The organism is Colwellia sp. Bg11-12, assembly GCF_014076955.1.
Classification (GTDB): domain Bacteria; phylum Pseudomonadota; class Gammaproteobacteria; order Enterobacterales; family Alteromonadaceae; genus Colwellia_A.
This window is the reverse complement of sequence record NZ_JACGUZ010000077.1, coordinates 119,842-136,638: the sequence shown is the minus strand read 5'-3', so window position 1 is coordinate 136,638 and position 16,797 is coordinate 119,842. Positions and strand designations below refer to the sequence as shown.

15 protein-coding genes and 6 tRNA genes are annotated in these 16,797 nt (G+C 37.5%); 3 read left to right on the top strand and 18 right to left on the bottom strand.

Annotation, left to right across the window (positions count from 1 at the left end):
• Window positions 1–90 precede the first annotated feature (90 nt).
• The gene (locus H4J39_RS14510) at window positions 91–582 is read right to left on the bottom strand and encodes an Hsp20 family protein (protein ID WP_182229116.1); all 492 of its coding nucleotides are present in this window, start codon (window positions 580–582) and stop codon (window positions 91–93) included.
• A 289-nt stretch (window positions 583–871) separates the two neighbouring features.
• Window positions 872–1,537, bottom strand: coding sequence for a thiol peroxidase (gene tpx, locus H4J39_RS14505; RefSeq protein WP_182229115.1), 666 nt, complete (start codon window positions 1,535–1,537; stop codon window positions 872–874).
• A gap of 175 nt (window positions 1,538–1,712) precedes the next feature.
• Here tpx and H4J39_RS14500 point away from each other — a divergent pair, with 175 nt between their 5' ends.
• Both H4J39_RS14500 and H4J39_RS14495 read left to right on the top strand, forming a co-directional pair.
• A complete protein-coding gene (locus H4J39_RS14500; protein ID WP_182229114.1) occupies window positions 1,713–2,822 on the top strand; it encodes a response regulator in 1,110 nt (369 codons plus the stop codon).
• Window positions 2,823–2,824: 2 nt separating this feature from the next.
• A complete protein-coding gene (locus H4J39_RS14495) occupies window positions 2,825–3,793 on the top strand; it encodes a diguanylate cyclase (RefSeq protein WP_182229113.1) in 969 nt (322 codons plus the stop codon).
• Between the two features lie 65 nt (window positions 3,794–3,858).
• On the opposite strand, the gene H4J39_RS14490 is transcribed toward H4J39_RS14495, so the two are convergent.
• From H4J39_RS14490 to miaB, 6 genes are all read right to left on the bottom strand, one after another.
• Window positions 3,859–5,520 (bottom strand): amidohydrolase, encoded by a 1,662-nt coding sequence (locus tag H4J39_RS14490; protein WP_182229112.1) that lies wholly within the window; start codon window positions 5,518–5,520, stop codon window positions 3,859–3,861.
• A 25-nt stretch (window positions 5,521–5,545) separates the two neighbouring features.
• Entirely contained in the window at window positions 5,546–7,129 is a 1,584-nt protein-coding gene (lnt, locus tag H4J39_RS14485) for an apolipoprotein N-acyltransferase (protein WP_259368848.1), read from the bottom strand.
• A gap of 2 nt (window positions 7,130–7,131) precedes the next feature.
• Entirely contained in the window at window positions 7,132–8,007 is an 876-nt protein-coding gene (locus tag H4J39_RS14480; protein ID WP_182229111.1) for an HlyC/CorC family transporter, read from the bottom strand.
• A 109-nt stretch (window positions 8,008–8,116) separates the two neighbouring features.
• Complete coding sequence (gene ybeY, locus H4J39_RS14475) at window positions 8,117–8,575, bottom strand: rRNA maturation RNase YbeY (RefSeq protein ID WP_182229110.1); 459 nt, start codon at window positions 8,573–8,575, stop codon at window positions 8,117–8,119.
• Complete coding sequence (locus H4J39_RS14470) at window positions 8,575–9,621, bottom strand: PhoH family protein (RefSeq protein WP_259368847.1); 1,047 nt, start codon at window positions 9,619–9,621, stop codon at window positions 8,575–8,577. The genes ybeY and H4J39_RS14470 overlap by 1 nt, the downstream gene beginning before the upstream one ends.
• Window positions 9,622–9,655: 34 nt before the next feature.
• A complete protein-coding gene (miaB, locus tag H4J39_RS14465; protein WP_182229109.1) occupies window positions 9,656–11,098 on the bottom strand; it encodes a tRNA (N6-isopentenyl adenosine(37)-C2)-methylthiotransferase MiaB in 1,443 nt (480 codons plus the stop codon).
• 250 nt (window positions 11,099–11,348) lie between these two features.
• On the opposite strand from miaB, the gene H4J39_RS14460 reads away from it, so the two are divergent.
• Entirely contained in the window at window positions 11,349–12,560 is a 1,212-nt protein-coding gene (locus H4J39_RS14460) for an FAD-dependent oxidoreductase (protein WP_182229108.1), read from the top strand.
• 102 nt (window positions 12,561–12,662) lie between these two features.
• On the opposite strand, the gene H4J39_RS14455 is transcribed toward H4J39_RS14460, so the two are convergent.
• The 10 genes from H4J39_RS14455 to H4J39_RS14410 form a co-directional block, all read right to left on the bottom strand.
• A tRNA-Gln gene (locus tag H4J39_RS14455) sits at window positions 12,663–12,737 on the bottom strand.
• Between the two features lie 52 nt (window positions 12,738–12,789).
• Window positions 12,790–12,874 (bottom strand) — tRNA-Leu (locus tag H4J39_RS14450).
• Between the two features lie 132 nt (window positions 12,875–13,006).
• Window positions 13,007–13,081 (bottom strand) — tRNA-Gln (locus H4J39_RS14445).
• 102 nt (window positions 13,082–13,183) lie between these two features.
• Window positions 13,184–13,258: transfer RNA gene (locus tag H4J39_RS14440), tRNA-Gln, on the bottom strand.
• Window positions 13,259–13,310: 52 nt separating this feature from the next.
• Window positions 13,311–13,395 (bottom strand) — tRNA-Leu (locus H4J39_RS14435).
• Window positions 13,396–13,431: 36 nt separating this feature from the next.
• Window positions 13,432–13,508 (bottom strand) — tRNA-Met (locus tag H4J39_RS14430).
• 216 nt (window positions 13,509–13,724) lie between these two features.
• Window positions 13,725–14,072, bottom strand: coding sequence for a DUF3718 domain-containing protein (locus H4J39_RS14425; protein WP_182229107.1), 348 nt, complete (start codon window positions 14,070–14,072; stop codon window positions 13,725–13,727).
• Window positions 14,073–14,353: 281 nt separating this feature from the next.
• Window positions 14,354–15,445, bottom strand: coding sequence for a redox-regulated ATPase YchF (gene ychF, locus H4J39_RS14420; RefSeq protein ID WP_182229106.1), 1,092 nt, complete (start codon window positions 15,443–15,445; stop codon window positions 14,354–14,356).
• A 43-nt stretch (window positions 15,446–15,488) separates the two neighbouring features.
• Window positions 15,489–16,073: an aminoacyl-tRNA hydrolase gene (gene pth, locus H4J39_RS14415; RefSeq protein WP_182229105.1), complete on the bottom strand. Its 585-nt coding sequence runs from the start codon at window positions 16,071–16,073 to the stop codon at window positions 15,489–15,491.
• A 19-nt stretch (window positions 16,074–16,092) separates the two neighbouring features.
• Window positions 16,093–16,713: a 50S ribosomal protein L25/general stress protein Ctc gene (locus H4J39_RS14410; protein ID WP_182229104.1), complete on the bottom strand. Its 621-nt coding sequence runs from the start codon at window positions 16,711–16,713 to the stop codon at window positions 16,093–16,095.
• Between the last annotated feature and the right edge of the window lie 84 nt (window positions 16,714–16,797).

Genomic DNA, 16,797 nt, shown 5'->3' with positions numbered 1-16,797 from the left:
TATTGTTTGCGCACTAGATTATTTGTCCATAAAAAAGCCCAGTCATTGACTGGGCAAAAAATATAAGGGAGAAACATAATCAATAAAAGTTTAGCTTTCGTTTGCTCCTATCGAATGGTTAGTACTTGAAGCAGCGCGTGGTTGCAATAAACTTTTACCATTTATTGCTATTTTTCTTGGTTTCAATGCTTCTGGTATTTCTCTTTCTAAATCAATATGAAGTAAACCATGCTCCATAAAAGCACCAATAACTTTAACATGTTCACCGAGCTGAAATTTTCGCTCAAAATTTCGCTCTGCAATACCTTGATGTAAAAAGTTTCTGGGTGAAATATTATCGCTTACTGGTTTTGTACCCGTAACGATTAAGGTGTTTTCTTTTGATTCAATCTCAAGATCCTCATCGGCAAAGCCAGCAATAGCCATCGTAATACGGTATTGGTCTTCAGCAAGTAATTCGACATTGTAGGGCGGGTAAGATGATTGTTTGTCTGAACGAGATGCTTTTTCAATTAAACCCGCTAAGTGGTCAAAACCAATAAATGAGCGGTAAAGTGGGCTGAAATCTGTTTGTGTACGCATAATTCATATCCTATTAGTTATACCCATAATGTATCGTTGAGGGTATTAGCAATATGTGATTTCCTTTGGAATATTTCTGTGCTTGCTATGGCCAACATTTAGTCGCGAAATAGACAGGCTGAAATTATTATTCAAAAGAATTTAAAGTGCCTTTCAATATTGAACAGGCGGTTAATGTAGCCCCTTTAAACTGATGGCGACTACACTAATAAAGATGGGAACGATGTTGTGTTTTTCAAGTTTATCTATAAATAAAAATAAATGTTTTTTTAAGTTGTTGATATTTAGTTTATTTATTTTCGATATTTGCAGAGGGACTTTCTTGGGGTAAGCTCTCTATTGGGCTGAGGGCTGTGATTGTTGAAAGCGCTAACTCATAGTTTGGATGTTTTGAAATATCGGCAACAATTTCTTTATAAGCGATTATTCCAGATGAATCGATAATAAATATCGCTCGAGTTAGTAATCCCATATCTTTAATAAGCAAGCCGTAATTTTTACCAAAATCTCGCCATACAGAGTCAGATAATACTCTTATTTTATCGATATTTTCTGTTTCACAAAAACGTTTTTGTGCAAAGGGTAAGTCATTGCTAATCGTTAGCATAACAATGTCTTTTGGTAAACTTGCTACTTCTTCGTTAAATCGCTTTGTTTGTAAAGAGCAGACACCGGTATCTAAACTTGGTACTACTGAGATAAGTAAGTTTTTCCCCGAGAATTCAGCTAGTGTTACCGGAACAAAGCTTTCATTAACTACTTTAAAATTAGGTGCCTTTTGACCCACATCTACTTGTGTGCCTAATAAGGTTATAAATTTGCTGTTTGCCTTAACTAAATTTGTTGTTTGTTGTAAGTTATCTTCGTGAAGTGAATTAGCTGACGCCGTGAAAAGCGTAAAATTATTTAAAGTTAATAGCAGTGGAAGACTAACGAATATCGTTGAAAATTTCATAGTGTTTAAGCGCATTATAAAGTTATTGATGAATAGATGTTAACTTTGACAATAAAAAATAGCCATTATTTAGTGCATTATTTCAAATATTATCTATTGTTATTTATAGATAAACAGTAAAATGTTGAAAAATCATCACCTCAACTATTATCTCAAAAATAGGAATAATGAAAATATGTCAATACCCTTGTTAATTTGTGATGACTCAAATATGGCGCGCAAGCAGGTAGCACGCTCTTTACCTGATGACTGGGATGTCGATATAAGCTTTGCCACCAACGGAAAAGAAGGCATTGAAGCAATAAAAGCAGGTAAAGGCGATGTACTTTTACTTGATTTGAATATGCCGGTAATGGATGGTTATCAAGTACTTGAAACTATTATCAAAGAAGATCTAAATACAATGGTGATTGTTATTTCTGGTGATATACAACCAGAAGCACATCAGCGTGTTACAAGTTTAGGGGCATTAGATTTTATTCAAAAGCCCGTCAATAAAACTAAATTAACAGAAATACTTTCTGCCTACGGTATTTTTACTCAACAGAGCAATCAAGAAGAGCTATTGCCCGTTACCGCCGAAAAACCTCCGGTGATAGAAAAATCACCTGCGCATATTGAACTGACACCGCTTACACAGGCTGCGGAAGCTGTTAGCGTTGAAAAAGAAGTAGCAGAGGAAGCCTTTTTCTTAGACCCTGAATTACGAGATTGTTACCAAGAGATAGCTAATGTCGCTATGGGACAAGCAGGGGATCTATTAGCACGCTTACTTGATGTCTTTGTGGTGCTTCCTATACCTAACGTCAATTTAATTGAGGTTAGTGAATTGAGTATGGCGTTATCTGATGTTGAAGAACAAGAAAGTACCTCGGGTATTTGCCAAGGTTTTATTGGTGCTGGTATTTCTGGTGAAGCGCTACTTATTTTAAATGATTCAAGTTTTAAAGATGTTGCTTCGTTAATGAACTACAAGTATGAAGTTGACGAAAGTACAGAGCTTGAATTACTTATGGATTTAGCTAATGTGCTTATTGGCGCTTGTTTAAACGGCGTTTCAGCGCAACTAGATATGCCTTTCAGCCAAGGACACCCTGTTGTTTTAGGGCAGCACAAAAAAATATCAGAGCTAATAGCTACAAATTCTAAAAAATGGAAACGTACACTAGCCATTGAAATTAGCTATAGCATTGAAGATTATTCAATAAAGTGTGATTTACTCTTACTTTTTACTGAAGAGTCTATGCGAACACTTAATAATAAAATCTCTTACTTACTGGATTAACTATGTCATTAGAAACATCACAGATAAATGAATTACATTGGTTAATGGAAATGCTGCATACCATCGATGTAGGGTTGGTTGTACTAGATAGAGATTATAAAGTGCAAATATGGAATGGCTTCATGGAAAACCACAGCGGTTTATTGCCACGTGAAGTAAAAGATAAAGTGCTCTTCCCTTTATTTGATGAAATTCCCGAAGCATGGTTTAAGCGTAAAGCGGAATCAGTATTTTTATTAAAAAATAAAGCTTTTACCATTTGGGAACAGCGTCCCTATTTATTTAAGTTTCAAAATTATCGTCCCATCACAGGTGCGGCTGATTATATGTATCAAAACACCACCTTTATTCCATTAATGTCAGCAACAGGGGTTGTTACACATTTATGCTTAATTATTTATGATGTTACTGACAATGCTTCTCATAAAAAAGATTTGGTGCAAGCGAATAAAGAATTAGCGATTTTAAGCCAAACTGACGGTTTAACGAAATTATTTAATCGCACGCACTGGGAGCACTGCTTACAAGCGGAATATAAGCGCTGGATACGTAGTCAGAACCCAAGTTGTCTCGTGATGATTGATATTGATAATTTTAAAGTCGTTAATGACACCTATGGACACGTTGTGGGTGACGAAGTTATTCGTCATATTTCAGGGCTCATCCGTCATCATGTCCGAGAAACCGATGTTTCGGGGCGTTATGGCGGTGAGGAATTTGTTATATTATTAGCGGATACAACATTAGATAACGGCAAAGTATTTGCTGAACGACTCAGGGAAGAGATTGAAAAATCAATAGTGAAATACAATGATATCGACGTGAAATATACGGTAAGTATGGGAATTGCTGAAATTGATAATAGCATTGAAAGTTATGAGGCTTGGATAGAATTTTCTGATTTAGCCATGTACCGTGCCAAAGACGCTGGGCGAAACCAAATAGCTTTGCATACTAACCCAGTAGCTTAATCCATTAAAACATACGCATAAAAAAAGCCCATAAGGGCTTTTTTTATGCGTTTAAGTTAACATCTTTATTGTTGGTATACTTGCTTACCATTAACCCAAGTCGCGAGTACTTTATTATTCCAAATGTTTTGCTTATTTTCGGTAAAATAATTATTTTCTAATAAGATAAAATCTGCTTTTTTACCTGTTGCTAGGCTACCGATCACTTTCTCTTGGTGTGCAGAATAAGCCGCATCAATAGTGAAACTTCTAAAGGCTTCTAAGCGTGTCATACTTTCCTCATTGTACCAGCCATTTTCAGGTAGATTTTGATGATCTTGGCGAGTTACTGAAGAGTGTAGACCAAAGAATGGGTTAGGAGACTCCACAGGAAAGTCTGAGCCAGCGGCAATAACTGCGTTAGCATTCATTAGTTTTCGCCAAGCATACGCACCTAAAATACGCTGTTTACCAATCCGGTCAACTGCCATGTTTTTATCGCTAGTGGCATGAGTCGCTTGCATTGAAGCGATGATATTAAGTTCAGCAAAACGAGGAATATCACTCAAACGCAATATTTGTGCATGTTCAACCCTATGACGTAATGCCTGAGTCTGGGTCGCTTTTATTTGCGCTTGATATAAGTCTAAAACTACTTTATTCGCATTATCACCAATAGCATGAGTATTTACTTGAAAACCTGCATTCATCGCGGTATTCATATAAAGGGTTAATGCTTCTTTGTTATGAAGCATAAGCCCCTTATGACCCGCATGATCTGAATAATCTGCAATTAACGAAGCACCACGACTACCTAAAGCGCCATCAGCTTGAATTTTTACACTATTAAAATTCAGCATGTCATCACGGCTAGTGAACGGACCTTGTTTGAGTGTTGCTTGCCAATTTTTTGAAGGTAAATACAACATAGCATTGATGCGAATCGGGAGAGACCCTTCACTACTAAGTTCTTTAAATAACTCAAGGTTGTCTGTAAAAACACCAGCATCATGAACACTGGTTAAGCCAAAAGAGACCAATTTATTTAGGGCCTTTTTTAACACTAATTTTTGTTCTTGCCTCGTTAAGGGAGCGATGCTTTTGGTCATTAGATCCATAGCATTATCTATAAAAATACCGGTTGGCTTACCTGATTCATCACGAATTATATCGCCGCCCGTTGGGCTTTTTGTTGCAGATGTTATGCCAGCAAGTTCCATCGCTTTAGTGTTCGCCCAACCCGCATGTCCATCAACACGACTTAACCAAACAGGCGTGTTAGGAAAGTGTTTATCTAAAGATTTTGCGGTTGGAAACTTTGTGTTTTCCCACTGAGTTTGATTCCAGCCACGACCTTGTATCCAAGCAATGCCTGGATTGGCTTTAGCATAATTAACGGCGGATTCTACGGCAGAGTCTTCTGAAAGTGTGCCAACTAAATTAGCTTGCATCAAACTTAATCCGTAACTCAATATATGACCATGGGCGTCAATCAAACCTGGAAGTAAGGTTTTGCCCTGACCATCTATTATCGTCACGTTCTCAGACTGAGGTACGGTTTCACCTTTTGTAAAGAGTTTATCAATTTTATCATGGGTGAATTGAATCGCCGTAAATTCTTTTAACTGTTTATCTGAGAGTGTGTAACCTTGAACATTGGTAATAATAGTTGTTTGTGCAATGGCATAGCTGCTTGATAGCAGGAGAAAAGAGATTGTTGTGAGCAAGTGCTTAGTCAGTATTTTCATAAATAAATCCTAGGTTTTATAATTTTTATTTTTTTGATGTATTATTTTTATTCAATAGAGGATAAAGGGAGAAAAATAAAATTAACAGTATTAATGGCAGTAACCCCTGAATAAATTGCCAATATTGACTATAAAATGTTTTTCCATGTACTAATTTTATTTCTGCTTTGAGTACGGTTTCAGTGAATTGTGGTAGTTTGGCTTGAATATTACCTCGATGGTCAATAATGGCGGTAACACCATTGTTCGTTGCGCGAAGTAAAGGTCGACCAAACTCCAGCGCGCGCATTCGTGCAATTTCTAAATGCTGATGAGGGCCATGTGAATCTCCAAACCATGAATCATTGCTTACGGTGAGTAAAATATTGGTTTCATCAGTAAAGTTAGCGGCGAGTTGCTCAGGGAAAGCTATTTCGAAACAAATAAGTGGCAAGAGGTGATACCCCTTAGCAATTAGGTTTGGTTGAACATAATCTCCACGCGTAAATGATGAATATTGTAAATTAAATATTGGTGCAACTTTCCTGAGTAATTCTCCAAAAGGTACAAATTCACCAATAGGCAGTAGATGGCTTTTATTATAACGATTAGGGTTGCCGTAGCGATAATGCCCAGTCTCGTCATCACTTTCTTTTTTACCTAGTACGATCAGTGAATTAAAGTACGCTTTTGATTCATATTTATAGTTCAAAATACCGGTAATAATAGCACTATCATTCAATGCCGCCGACTTATCAGCCATAGTAAGAAAGTCTTGTGCTGTTGGCTCTAGTGCTGTTATAGCTGACTCTGGCCAAACAATAATATCAGCATCATAGTTTTCTCGGGCATGGTCAAGGTATTTTAATAACGTTGGCCACTCTTTTTCTGGCTGCCATTTCATTGATTGTTCAATATTACCTTGAACGAGTGCTGTTGTTACTTTCTTACCTGTGAGGGTTAACCATTGTACATTTGACAATAAAAAGGCACTGGTAAAAATACACACTAACAGTAATAAGTGTGATTTTCGGTAATGGTTATTAATGATATTTATTAAGGTGATGCTACTTGCCAGTAAAATAGCGCTAATACCTACTTCACCCACTAAGGGAGCGAAGCTTGATAAAGGACCATCTATTTGGCTGTAGCCAATGGATAACCAGGGGAACCCCGTTAAAATATTAGCGCGTAAGTATTCAGCAACGAGCCAAAAAGGTGGCAGTAGCCACAATGATAATTGCCGCTTTGGTGCAAATCTACTTGATAAATAACAAGCAAGTGCTGGATAAAGCGCTAGATAGCAGCAAAGTAATAACATCAAAAAAAGTGAAAAAAACAGTGGTAAACCACCGAATTGATCAATACTGACATGCACCCAACTAATACCGCTAGCAAACCAGCCTAACCCAAAAATAAAGCCTTGTTTTGCTGCTGTCTTTACCTCTGCACCATTAATTGAATTAAAAAATAATGGCAGAACAACAAACATGACCCACCATTGAGAAAATGGCGCGTATGCAAGCACTAAACTTAGCCCAGCAATAAAGCTGAACCAGTTACGCTTATTCAATAAGTTAGCGCGTATCGGTTGTATCAGGCGAGTGCCGAGCGTATTGATTTTTATCAAGGTTAGTCGACAATCTTGCCAGTTATTTTATGATCTTTTGGAGCGGTAATATGCAAACTTTGGATACGGCGATTATCACCCGCAGTAATTTTGAATTCAAAATCACCTATTGTTATTAATTCACCTTTCTTTGGCATATGGCCAAACTGATGTAAAACTACGCCTCCGATAGTATCAGCATCGTTGCCATTAAACTGAGTATTAAAGTATTCATTAAAGTCATCAAGCTCTGTGAGCGCTTTCACTTGATAAACATTACCGGCAAGGTACTTTATGTCTTGTTCAATTTCATCATCAGTTTCATCTTCAATTTCGCCAACAATCAATTCAAGAATATCTTCAATGGTAACAACACCCGAAACACCACCATATTCGTCTACCACAATCGCCATATGATAGCGCTGTGAGCGAAATTCTTGTAATAATGGTTCAACTCGTTTGCTTTCTGGAACGATAATAGACGGACGAATAATCTTTGCTATCGTACATTCTTCTTGTTGACCAAAACCGTAAGCGAGCAAGTCTTTAGCCAATAAAATGCCTTCAATGTGATCTATATCGTCGTTAATAACAGGGAATCTAGAATGTCCCGACTCTAGAATGATAGGTAAGGAAAGTTCAATAGGGTCGTTAATATCAAGCGTGACCATTTGTGATCTTGGGATCATAATATCGCGCACCCGCATATCAGAAACTTCTAATACACCTTGGATCATTAATTTGGTTTCAGGTTTAATTAAATCGCGATCTTCTGCGTCATTCAACACATCAACCAGTTCATCTTTATTTCTGGGCTCTCCAGTGAAAACTTGTACTAATTTATCAAGTATCGATTTATTTGCAGAGCCGTTGCTAGAGTGGGGGTGGTCATCGCTCATAGAGCTTATTTATTTCCTGTAAGTTAACTTGTTGCTTAGTTTCTAATCAATTGAAAATAAATTCAAGTAGTAAATTGATATTATTGTAACGGATTATAAATGAATGAATTTATTCACTTATAATATAGGGATCTGATATTTCAAGTGTTTTCAGTAACTTCGTTTCAAGTGCTTCCATTTCAGTGGCCTCAACATCATCAATATGATCGTAACCTAATAAATGTAAGCAACCATGAATAACTATATGAGCCCAATGATTACCAAGAATTTTATGTTGTTCACTCGCTTCTTGGGCAACAACCTGAGCGCAAATCACCAAATCCCCAAGCAAGTCTAGTTCAATTCCTTCAGGCACTTCAAAAGGAAAAGACAGTACATTGGTTGGTTTATCTTTTTTTCTATACTGTAAATTTAGTGACTGACTTTCTTGAATTTCAACAAGTCTTATTGTTAATTCAAAATCTTTTTCGTAACGGTTTAAAGCGGTATCTACCCAACGTTGAAACTGCTCATGTGTTGGTAAATCTGGTGCATCACAGGCGTGTTGAAGATCGAGTGTTATGGTCACTATCGATTTTCCAAAGTATCATGAGACGCTTTATGTTTTTTAGCTTCTTTTAAACGCTTTTCTTTTTCTTCAAAGGCATCATAAGCATCAACAATTCTTGCAACAACAGGGTGACGTACAATATCTTTTGATTGAAAGTAGTTAAAACTAATGCCAGGGATATCATCAAGTACTTCAATAGCATGGCGTAAGCCTGATTTTGCACCACGGGGTAAATCGACTTGAGTGATATCACCAGTGATAACCGCACGCGCATTAAAACCAATACGAGTTAAGAACATTTTCATTTGTTCAACCGTGGTATTTTGACTTTCATCAAGAATAATAAAAGCATCGTTTAATGTTCTACCACGCATGTAAGCAAGTGGGGCTATTTCAATGACATTTCGCTCAATCAATTTTTCAACTTTTTCAAAGCCAAGCATTTCAAAGAGTGCGTCATATAATGGGCGTAGGTAAGGGTCTACTTTCTGTGATAAATCACCAGGAAGGAAACCAAGTTTCTCACCCGCCTCAACAGCAGGGCGAGTTAACAAAATTCGGCGTACTTCTTGTTTTTCTAACGCTTCAATAGCACAAGCAACCGCTAAATATGTTTTGCCCGTTCCAGCAACACCCACACCAAAGCTAATATCATTACTCATAATGTTATGCAAATAGCTTTGTTGATTAGGATTACGAGGCTTTACTACGCCACGCTTGGTCTTTATCGTCACTAATTTATCAAAATCAACATCAACCTTAGGGGGTTCTTTCTCAAGTACTTTTGCGTCTAAAATGGCTAAATGTACCATTTTTTCATTGATTTCTTTTCGTTCATTTTTGACAGTTGCTGTTTCAATATATAAATTTTTAAGCAATATAATCACGGCATCACAGTTTGCAGGTTCGCCCATCACTTTAAATTGATTGCTGCTGTAACTTATTTTAACGCCTAATCGGCGTTCAATCATTTTTAAGTTATCGTCCATTGCACCACATAAATTCGCTAGGCGATTATTATCAAGCGGTGCTAAGTCAAATTGTTTGCTAATACTTATAGTCAAATTTATATCCGTTTTTATAGGCTATGGTTAATCGTTAAGGTGTAAAAGTACCAACACCTAAATCGTCAATGTTACTGCCACTACTTGTGTGGTGACTGTTAGCTAGAATGTCTTGTGGAGAATGTGCAATACGTAACCCCATTTCACTTTCTTGACGAACCAATTCACCACGTAATGAGTTTGCGTAGACATCAGTGATATTTACATCGACAAATTGTCCTATTACGGTATGCGGAGCAAGAAAGTTCACTGTACGGTTATTTTCTGTTTTACCCCGTAATTCCATCGGGTTTTTCTTTGAAGGGCCTTCAACTAAAATACGTTGTTCTGTATTGAGCATTTGGCGAGCAATACGTAGCGCTTGATGGGTAATTTGGTCTTGAAGAATTTGTAAACGCTCTTTTTTAGTGATATCCGAAATATCATCAATCATATCTGCTGCTGGAGTACCTGGGCGCGCGCTATAAATAAAGCTAAAGCTTAAATCGAAATCAACCGCTTTAATGAGATCCATTGTTGCTTGGAAATCTGCATCAGTTTCGCCAGGGAAGCCAATAATGAAATCTGAGCTCATACAAATATCAGGGCGCGCTTTTTTAAGCTTTCGAATTTGAGATTTATACTCCAAGGCGGTATGACCACGCTTCATTTGCGTTAAAATTCGATCAGAACCACTTTGTACCGGCAAATGTAAGTGGCTGACTAACTCAGGCACGTCTTTGTAGACTTCAATAATGTCATCAGTAAATTCAATAGGGTGTGAAGTTGTGTAACGGACTCTGTCAATGCCGTCAATAGTAGCAACCAAACGCAATAACTCAGAAAAACGACAAATTTCATCATCATGAGTAATACCACGATAGCCGTTGACATTTTGTCCTAATAAATTAACTTCACGGACACCTTGTGCAGCAAGCTGGGCTATTTCATATAATACATCGTCAAGTGGACGACTCACTTCTTCACCACGTGTGTAAGGTACAACACAGAATGTACAGTATTTGCTACAGCCTTCCATTATTGATACAAAAGCGCTTGCGCCATCAGCTTTAGGCTCAGGTAGACGATCAAACTTTTCAATTTCAGGAAAGCTTACATCAACAACGGGATTATGATCACCAGTAACTTGTTGGATCATTTCTGGCAAACGATGCAATGTTTGTGGCCCAAAAACCATATCTACATAAGGTGCTCGTTGACGAATTGCATCACCTTCTTGTGAAGCTACACAGCCACCAACGCCAATCAATAGACCCGGTTTGTTGTCTTTTAGGTGTTTCCATCGACCTAGCTGATGAAATACTTTTTCTTGCGCTTTTTCGCGTATAGAACAAGTGTTTAACAAGATGACATCAGCATCTTCAGCTTCGTCGGCTAATACAAAACCATGTGTTGAGTCTAATAATTCAGCCATTTTCTGCGAGTCATACTCGTTCATTTGGCAACCCCAAGTTTTGATGTATAGCTTTTTACTCATTAACTTTCCACTCATTAAATATTTAAAGTCTAAAGAAGCTAACATGAAACGTATAGCTTCACAGTTAGTTCAATTTAAGGATGCGTATTTTACTCCTTCTTGACGCTTGACGCCAGTACCCGATTAAACTTTAAGTAAAGCAATGTAAGCCTTATCAATTATTTGTCGCAGCCAATAATAATATTCGTATAAGTGTTATAGGTTGGTTAGAATAACGACGAAAATCATTAAATAATTAAGTGTAAATTTTATGAATAATTTTGATTGTGTAGTTGTTGGCGGTGGGATGGTTGGCGCGGCTAGCGCGTTGTCATTAGCAAATTTAGGACTGACTGTTGCCCTTATCGAGCAGCATCAACCTCATTGTTTTGACAAAAGTCAGGCTTTAGATTTACGTGTTTCAGCTATCTCACTTGCCTCTGAACATTTGTTAACACAGTTAGGGGCATGGCCGCAATTACAACAATGGAGATTGTGTCCTTATAAGCGATTAGGGGTTTGGGAGCACCAAGCCAGTTATACCGAATTTAATGCCGATGATATTGAACAATCCCACTTAGGTCATATTATTGAAAATCGCTTAGTTCAACTTGCGCTGTGGCAACAGGTTAAAAATCATTCTAAGGTTACTTTATTTTCGCCAGCGAATTTGGAGAGCTTTACTCAGTCTGCAAATGAGATAGCGATAACTTTAGTCGATAACTCAGCTGTAACTGAGCAAGGAAAAACTCAAAAAATCACAGCAAAACTATTGATTGCTGCTGATGGCGCTAATTCGCAAGTCAGAAAATTAGCTAATATTGGTATAACAGGCTGGGACTATCAGCAATCAGCGATGTTAATCAATATTGAGACACAAACCCCGCAGCAAGATATTACTTGGCAGCAGTTTTTTGAGACAGGTCCTTTAGCCTTACTCCCTTTACCCGGGAAAAGTGAGTTAGGCGGATATGCTTCTTTAGTTTGGTATCAAGGTAAAGATGAGATCAAACGTTTATCTTCATTATCGTGTGAACAACTGCAAGTCGAAATTTTAGAAGCTTTTCCTCAACGGCTAGGAAAAATAAAGGTCATTGATAAAGGAGCATTTCCTTTAACGCGTAGACATGCAAATACTTATCAAAAAAACAGAGTTTTATTATTAGGTGATGCAGCACACACGATTAATCCAATGGCAGGACAAGGCGTGAATCTAGGCTTTAAAGACGTAAAGGCATTACAAACGGTGATTGCTAGCGCTATTGGTAATAATGAGTGTTGGCACGAACCCAATATTTTGTCACGCTATGAGACCAAACGACGTAAAGACAATTTATTGATGATGACTACCATGGATTCATTATATGTCACCTTTGGTCACCCATCGCCTGCTGTGAAGCTCTTTCGTAATATAGGGCTCGCCATGGCTAATAAGATACCCTTTTTAAAAAAGAAGGCACTAGCTTATGCTTGTGGTGTATAAGTTGAGGTGACAATCAATATTAAAAGGAACTTTTCAATGCAGTAAGACATTAAGTCTTAAGATAATATCTATTGGGTGTTGTAAGGTAATATTTAAAAAGAATGGCAGGGGTAAGAGGATTTGAACCTCTGAATGACTGGATCAAAACCAGCTGCCTTACCGCTTGGCTATACCCCTGTAATTTTACTTATTTTCTAACAACTATCATGATGATATGTGTTAGTTAGAATGGTACGGGTCAAGAGACTTGAACTCTCACATCTTTCGATACTGGAACCTAAATCCAGCGCGTCTACCAATTCCGCCAAACCCGCATTGCTTCTAATACTACTAAGCGTTAATAGCCTTGTAGATACTTCAAATAATTATTATGTCACTCAGTAATGTTTACTATTTTTTTAATAAAGACTAATTACGTTTTAAAAAAGAAATGTTAAACAAGAAAGTGGCAGGGGTAAGAGGATTTGAACCTCTGAATGACTGGATCAAAACCAGCTGCCTTACCGCTTGGCTATACCCCTGTAGGTATTCTAAATAAAAAGTAAGTATGACACTTATTATGTTTAATATTAGTTTTAATAAAGACTGATTGAGTTTTAAAAAAGGAATGTTAAACAAGAAAGTGGCAGGGGTAAGAGGATTTGAACCTCTGAATGACTGGATCAAAACCAGCTGCCTTACCGCTTGGCTATACCCCTGCAATGTTACTTACTTTCTAACAAATATCATGATGATAAATGTTAGTTAGAATGGTACGGGTCAAGAGACTTGAACTCTCACATCTTTCGATACTGGAACCTAAATCCAGCGCGTCTACCAATTCCGCCAAACCCGCATTTCTTCTAATACTACGTCACTACTGAGAGTTAAATGGTGGCTACACCGGGATTTGAACCTGGGACCCCATCATTATGAGTGATGTGCTCTAACCAGCTGAGCTATGTAGCCTTTCCGTATTGCCTCTCAGCAAGTGGCGCGTATTATGCAAATCTGCTTAGGCTACGTCAACCGTTTTTTTATAAAAAAGGGTAATTCTTTTCTGTTTGCTTGTTTAGTCTACAAATTGGGTGTTTAATATTCTAGGAAAACACAGTCTCTTTAATATAAAAGCAAGAACGGTATGTTCTTGCTTTATGTTAAAGAACCGTAGATATCAAATTATGATTAATTTACGCGTTCTTTCGCTTCTTCTTCTAAATGTTTTGAGTATTTTCCAATTTCGGCGATATGTTCAGCAACATTTTTCGCAGGAACTTTACCTATTAAGAACTCTCCGGTTTCCAAAGCGTTGTTCGATGCTGCAAAAACTAATAAATTTTGTCCATTACACTCAATATTTTTAAAAAGAGTGCGAATTTTCAATTTATTTTGTTTCATGAATGAGCGTAAGCGGTTTTTATCATTTGCTGCAACGTATTCGCAAATACGAAGAGACATACTATCTGCTTTAGTAACAGGTGCAAAAGTTACTGAAGCTGCAATTAAGCTAGCGAGTAAAAGTGTTTTTTTCATGGTTTGCCTTTATATTTTTTTTTATTGTCGAGGTTTATGATCTGATAAGTGTATGCTTTTTTTATATCAGACAGTTTCAATTGTAATTGTGGTATATTTTAGAGATAAAACAAGATTTATTTTTGCGTTTTTTGAATGGACTAGTGTTTTGTTTTTATTATGTTTTATTTATGTTTTTTATTTGTTAATGCGTTTTTTCTAGATTTAATGCTTACTATTACTTACTTTAAAAAAACAAAAAAGGAGCCGAAGCTCCTTTATAGTTATATTAATTTATACGATTAAACATTGAATCTGAAGTGAACAACGTCACCATCTTTAACTCGGTACTCTTTTCCTTCTAGACGCCATTTACCGGCCTCTTTAGCACCTGATTCACCATTAAACTCGATAAAGTGATCGTAGGCAATCACTTCTGCGCGAATAAAGCCTTTTTCAAAGTCGGTATGAATAACACCAGCAGCTTGTGGAGCCGTAGCATTTTGCTTTACTGTCCATGCACGTACTTCTTTTACACCTGCCGTAAAATAGGTTTGTAAGTGAAGCAAAGAATAACCAGCATTGATAACACGATTAAGACCAGGTTCTTCTAGCCCAAGGTCAGCCATAAATTCAACACGGTCTTCATCATCCATTTCAGACAATTCGCTTTCAATTTCAGCACAAACAGCAACAACGATTGCACCTTCGGCATCGGCTATTGCTTGCACTTGATCCAGGTAAGGGTTATTTTCAAAACCATCATCATTAACATTAGCAATGTACATGGTCGGCTTGAGAGTTAAAAAATTTAAGTAGTCGACAGCTGCTTTTTCTTCTTTAGATAATGTCAAAGAACGTATCATATGACCTTCTTCAACATGCTTTAATATCTTCTCTAATACTGGCATTTCAAATTTAGCGTCTGCATCACCACCTTTAGCTTTTTTCGCTAAACGAAAGATTGCACGTTCTGCTGTGTCCATATCAGACAAAGCTAGCTCGGTATTGATCACTTCTATATCATCAATAGGGCTGACCTTATTGGCAACATGAATGATATTGTCATTATCAAAACAACGCACTACGTGACCAATTGCATCGGTTTCACGAATATTAGCAAGGAACTTATTACCTAAACCTTCACCTTTAGAAGCGCCAGCGACTAAACCCGCAATATCAACAAATTCCATGGTGGTTGCTAGAACGCGCTCTGGGTTTACAATTTTGGCTAAAGCATCTAAACGAGGATCTGGTACTGGAACGACACCCGTATTAGGTTCAATAGTACAAAATGGAAAGTTAGCCGCTTCAATACCTGCTTTTGTTAATGCATTGAAAAGTGTTGATTTACCTACGTTGGGCAAGCCAACAATACCGCATTTGAATCCCATGATAATACCTTAATTGTTTTGCAAAATTGTTTTGAAGTTTAAGTTATAGCGGTTTAAATGAATGCAAACGGTTTTGAGCTTTCTTCAAATCGTCTGTTTGCCAAATATCGATACATCGGCTTGCTTCATCAATCGCTTGATCTATTTTGTCTTGGTCAATAGCTGGTGCTTTGCCAAGTACATGCCCGGTAACGCGATCTCTATGACCTGGGTGGCCAATACCAATGCGTAACCGATAAAATTCTTTGTTATTTGCCATGCTCGATATAATATCGCGCAAGCCGTTATGTCCACCGTGCCCACCACCTTTTTTAATTTTACAGACTCCTGGTTCCATGTCTAACTCATCATGAGCAACAAGGATATTTTCTACGGGAATACGGAAAAAATTAGCGAGGGGAGCTACAGACTGACCACTTCTATTCATAAACGTTGTTGGAATAAGTAAATGAACAACTTCGTTACCTATTAGGCCTTTGCCATAAAGTCCGAAATATTTTTTTTCTGGTCTGAGGGAAATGTTGTAGCGAGAAGCGAGTTCTTCGACGAACCAAACTCCGGCATTGTGACGGGTTTTTGTATATTCGGGGCCTGGATTACCCAGGCCCACAACTAGTTGAATAGTCATTTAAGCTTATACTTAATGATTATTCAGTAGCTTCAATTTCTTCAGCTTCATCAGTTTCTTCACTTACGCCTTTCGGTGCATTTAATGAAACAACAGCTTGGTCATGATCTTCGCCTTTTGCTAATTCGTCAGATGTTACGCCTTTAGGCAAAGTAACGTCTGATAAATGCAATGTTTGCCCAAGTTCTAAACCAGCAACATCAATTTCGATGAACTCTGGAATGTCAGCAGGTAAACAGCTAATTGCAATTTCATTAATCTGGTGAGCAATTTTGCCACCTTTTTTCTCTGCTTCTTCTTCGTTAAGGAAGTGAATAGGAGCGTTAACGTGAACTGCATGAGTTGCATCAATGCGTAGGAAATCTAAATGCATTACAAGTTGCTTGAACGGGTGACGTTGCATATCTTTTAAAAGACACTCAACTGGCTTGCCGTCAATGTTTACAGTTAAAACGTGAGAGTAAAATGCTTCTTCTTGTTGTGCACGGTAAACATTTTTGTGCTCTAACGTTAAAGAAACAGGCTCTTGGCCTTCACCGTATAAAATTGCAGGAACTTTGTTTGCGTGACGTAGGCGGCGGCTCGCACCTTTCCCTAGGTCAGTACGAACTTCAGCTTCTAAAGTAAATAAATCAGTCATTTTTTAATACCTAATATTAAATAGTTAATTGAGTTGTTTTTTGCGACCAAAAACAACCGTGAACCTTTATAAAATAGCCATGGA